Raw genomic sequence first — 4225 nt, forward strand, 5'->3', positions numbered from 1 at the left:
GATGCGGGGCAGCTTGGACGCCTGCCGGAACAGCGCCTCCGCGGAGATGTTCACGCCCGGGGCGATCACGCCGCCCATGTAGTCGCCTTTCGAGGACACGTAGTCGAACGTGGTCGCGGTCCCGAAGTCGACGACGATCGAAGCCCGGCGGTGCCTCGCGAACGCCGCCACGGCGTTCACGATCCGGTCCGCGCCCACCTCCTTCGGATTGTCCATCTTGATCGAGATCCCGGTCTTGATGCCCGGACCGACCACCATCGGCGTCATACCGAAATACCGCTCGCACAGGTCGACGATGGTCGGCGTGAGCGGCGGGACGACCGAGGCGATGATGATCGCCTTGATCTCCCTCGAGGAGAAGTGGCTGGCGTCGTAGAGGTTCCGCAGGAGGATTCCGTACTCGTCGCTGGTCTTTTCGCGGTCGGTCCAGACCCGCCAATGGTGGAGGAGCTTCTCGCCCTCGTACACGCCGAGGACGGTGTTCGTGTTCCCCACATCGATCACGAGGAGCATGTCTTTCCCCCTACCCCGTCACCGCGGAAATCTCCGCGATCTCTCCGCTGTGCACCGCGACGCCGGCATCCTCTCCGTCCCTCCGGAAGAGGAGCGCCCCCTCGGCGTCCACGCCGCCGGCCACTCCCCACTCCTCGCGGCCGCCGGATCGCAGGAGGATCCTGCGGCCGGACAGGAAGTCCCGCCGCGCCCACCCGTCGCGCACGGCGGGGAAGCCCCCCGCGGCGAAATCGGCGTACCGCGCCCCGAAGGCATCGAGGAACCGCGCGAGGATCCCGGCCCGCGGGAACGACCGTCCCGCCCGGATCCGGAGCGAGGTCGCCTTCCCCCGCAGCTCCGCGGGGATCTCGTCCTCCCCGAGGTTGACGTTGATCCCGACGCCGACCACCACGTGGCGGACGCCGCCGGCCCCGGAGGCCATCTCCGAGAGGATGCCGGCCGCCTTCCGTTCCCCGAGGTACAGGTCGTTCGGCCACTTGAGGGAGCCCGGGACTCCGGCCGCCTCCACCGCGTCGGCGAGGGCGACGCCCGCCACGAGGGACAGCCGCGGCGCCTGCGCGACCGGCAGGACGGGGCGCAGGACCACCGAAACGTAGATGTTCCTGCCGGGCGGGGAGAGCCACCGGCGCCCCATCCGCCCGCGCCCTCCGGTCTGGCCGTCGGCCACGACGACCGTGCCGTGCGGGGCGCCACGCTCCGCCATCTCCATCGCCGATCCGTTCGTGCTCTCGATCGTGCCGAGACAGACGATGTCCGACCAGGGCCCCCCGGGGGACAGCCTGCCGAGGAGTCCCTCCGCGGTGATCCGGTCCTCCCCGTTCATCGGCAAGGAGGGATTCAGACCGTGACTTTCCCCTGGTGCGTCCCGAAGACGGAGCGCATCACGTCGGATATCTCCCCGAGGGTGGCGTACGCCCGGACGGACTCGAGGATCGGACCCATGACGTTGCGCTTCCACCGGCAGGCGGACGCGAGGTCGGCCAGGGCGGCGCGCACCGCCGCGGCGTCGCGGCGCCTGCGGAGGGACGCGAGCCGCTTCCGCTGCTCCTTCTCGATCCGGGGGTCGACCGTGAGGAGCTTCTCGGGCGGGCTCTCCTTCACGGCGAACTCGTTCACGCCGACGATGATCCGGTCCTTCCGCTCGACCTCGAGCTGGTACCGGTACGCCGCGTCCTGGATCTCCTTCTGGATGTACCCGGCGTCCACGGCCTGGATCACGCCTCCCATCCGGTCGATCCTGCGGATGTACTCCTCGGCCTGCCGCTCGAGGCCCGTGGTCAGCGCCTCCACGCACCAGGAGCCGCCGAACGGGTCGATCGTCTCGGACACGCCGCTCTCGTGCGCGATCAGCTGCTGCGTGCGGAGGGCGATCCGCACGGACTCCTCGGTGGGCAGGGAGAGCGCCTCGTCGCGGGAGTTGGTGTGGAGCGACTGGGTTCCCCCGAGGACGGCGGAGAGCGCCTGGATCGTCACGCGGACGATGTTGTTGTCGGGCTGCTGCGCCGTGAGCGACGAGCCGGCGGTCTGCGTGTGGAACCGGAGCATCCAGGAGCGGGGGTCCGCGGCCTTGAACCGGTCGCGCATGATGCGGGCCCACAGCCTCCTGGCGGCCCGGAACTTCGCGACCTCCTCCAGGAAGTTGTTGTGGGCGTTGAAGAAGAACGCCAGGCGGCTGGCGAAAGAGTCGACCGTCATCCCGGCGTCGATCGCCGCCTGCACGTAGGCGATCCCGTTCGCCAGCGTGAACGCCACCTCCTGCGCGGCGGTCGATCCCGCCTCCCGGATGTGGTAGCCGGAGATGCTGATGGTGTTCCAGCGCTGCACGGACTCCTTGCAGAAGGCGAAGATGTCCGTGATGATCCGCATCGAGGGGGCCGGCGGAAAGATGTAGGTGCCCCGGGCGATGTACTCCTTGAGGATGTCGTTCTGGATGGTGCCGTTCAACGCCGAGGGGGCCACCCCCTGCTTCTCCCCGACGGCGACGTACATCGCCAGCAGGATGGCGGCGGTGGAGTTGATCGTCATCGACGTGGACACCTTCCCCAGGGGGATCCGGTCGAAGAGGACCTCCATGTCCTCGAGGGAGTCGATCGCCACGCCGACCTTTCCGACCTCTCCGAGCGCCATCGCGTGGTCGGAGTCGTACCCCATCTGGGTCGGCAGGTCGAACGCGACCGACAGCCCGGTCTGGCCGTGGTCGAGGAGGTACCGGTACCGCTTGTTCGATTCGCGGGCGTCGCCGAATCCCGCGTACTGGCGCATCGTCCAGAGGCGTCCCCGGTACATGGTGGGCTGGACGCCCCGGGTGAACGGGTACTCGCCGGGAAACCCGGCGTCCCTCAGGTAGTCGAACCCCTCGAGGTGCTCCGGGGTGTACAGCCGGTCGATCTCCTCCCCCGAGGTGCTCTCGAACCGGGCGCGCCGCTCCGGGGACTTCGCCATCGCATCCGCGAGGGTCTCCCGCTCCCAGCGTTCCCGCGCCGACCGGTTCCGCCCCTTCCCGTTCCCGCCGTCCATCGGCGCCCCCTATTCCACCAGGAGCAGCTTCGCCCCCGACTCCACGACCTCCCCTTCCTTGACGAAGATCTCCTTGACCTTCCCTCCCAGCGCGGACTTCAGCTCGTTCTCCATCTTCATCGCCTCGACGACGATGACCCCCTGGTCCGCCCGGACCTCCTGGCCGACCGATACGAGGAGCTTCACGACCTTCCCCGGCATCGGGCAGGTGACCATCGCCTTGCCGGCGGCGCCCTTCCCCCCGGCCCGGATCATCGCCCGCCGCTGCTCGTTCATCATCGTGAACTTGTGGCAGTCGCCCTGGATCAGGACCTCGAACTCCTCCGACGGCAGCCGGGTCACGTCCACCTCGAACGACGCGTTGCGGTAGAGGATCGACCAGAGGGTTCCGGCCACCGGGTGCGCGTCGACCACGTGCTCCACCCCGTCGATCGACACCCGGTATCCCGCCCCGCCGACCTCCTCCACGGAGACCTTCACGTCCTTTTCCCCTACGGTCGCGATGTAGTTCATGCCCGCACCTACCCGATCTTCCGGATGCCGGGGCGCGTGGAGTATTTCCACATCGAGACGGGCCCGCCCGTCCCCCCGGGTTGCTGCGACACGGCCCGCTTGCGCTCCTCGGTGAACAGCTGGATCGCCGCCGTGAGGAGGGCGACCTCTTCGTTCTCGAGCTTCCGCGCCTCCTCCTCCTTGAAGAACACCTTGTCGATGAAGTCGGTGTCGAACTCTCCCGCGATGAAGTGGCGGTTGTTCATCACGCGGATGTGGAACGGGATGGTGGTCTTCACCCCGGTGACCACGTACTCGGCCAGCGCGCGCTTCATCCGGGCGATCGCCTCCGTCCGGTCCTTCCCCCACGCGACGAGCTTCGAGATGATCGGGTCGTAGTAGATCGGGATCTCGAACCCGGCGTACATCCCCGAGTCGTCCCGCACGCCGGGCCCGCCCGGGATCCGCAGCGACGTGACCGTGCCCGGGCACGGCATGAAGCCGCGTTCCGGGTCCTCGGCGTACACCCGGCACTCGATGGCGTGCCCCGTCTGCTTCACGTCCTCCTGCCGCACCCCGAGCTTCTCCCCCGCCGCCACGCGGATCTGCTCCTTCACGATGTCGACGCCGGTCACCATCTCGGTGATCGGGTGCTCCACCTGGAGTCGCGTGTTCATCGCGAGGAAGAAGAAGTTCCGCTTGC

General features: G+C 68.6%; 5 protein-coding genes. All 5 read right to left on the reverse strand.

Annotation, left to right across the window (positions count from 1 at the left end):
* The coding region (locus tag HZB86_10060) for a type III pantothenate kinase (protein MBI5905869.1) at positions 1 to 513 on the reverse strand (513 nt) is incomplete at its 3' end.
* A gap of 10 nt (positions 514 to 523) precedes the next feature.
* Positions 524 to 1342, reverse strand: coding sequence for a biotin--[acetyl-CoA-carboxylase] ligase (locus HZB86_10065; GenBank protein MBI5905870.1), 819 nt, complete (start codon positions 1340 to 1342; stop codon positions 524 to 526).
* Positions 1343 to 1350: 8 nt separating this feature from the next.
* Positions 1351 to 3030, reverse strand: coding sequence for a methylmalonyl-CoA mutase family protein (locus HZB86_10070; protein MBI5905871.1), 1680 nt, complete (start codon positions 3028 to 3030; stop codon positions 1351 to 1353).
* Positions 3031 to 3039: 9 nt separating this feature from the next.
* Entirely contained in the window at positions 3040 to 3543 is a 504-nt protein-coding gene (locus HZB86_10075) for an acetyl-CoA carboxylase biotin carboxyl carrier protein subunit (GenBank protein MBI5905872.1), read from the reverse strand.
* Positions 3544 to 3551: 8 nt separating this feature from the next.
* The coding region (locus HZB86_10080) for an acetyl-CoA carboxylase biotin carboxylase subunit (GenBank protein MBI5905873.1) at positions 3552 to 4225 on the reverse strand (674 nt) is incomplete at its 5' end.

This window comes from Deltaproteobacteria bacterium (assembly GCA_016234845.1).
Classification (GTDB): domain Bacteria; phylum Desulfobacterota; class Deferrimicrobia; order Deferrimicrobiales; family Deferrimicrobiaceae; genus JACRNP01.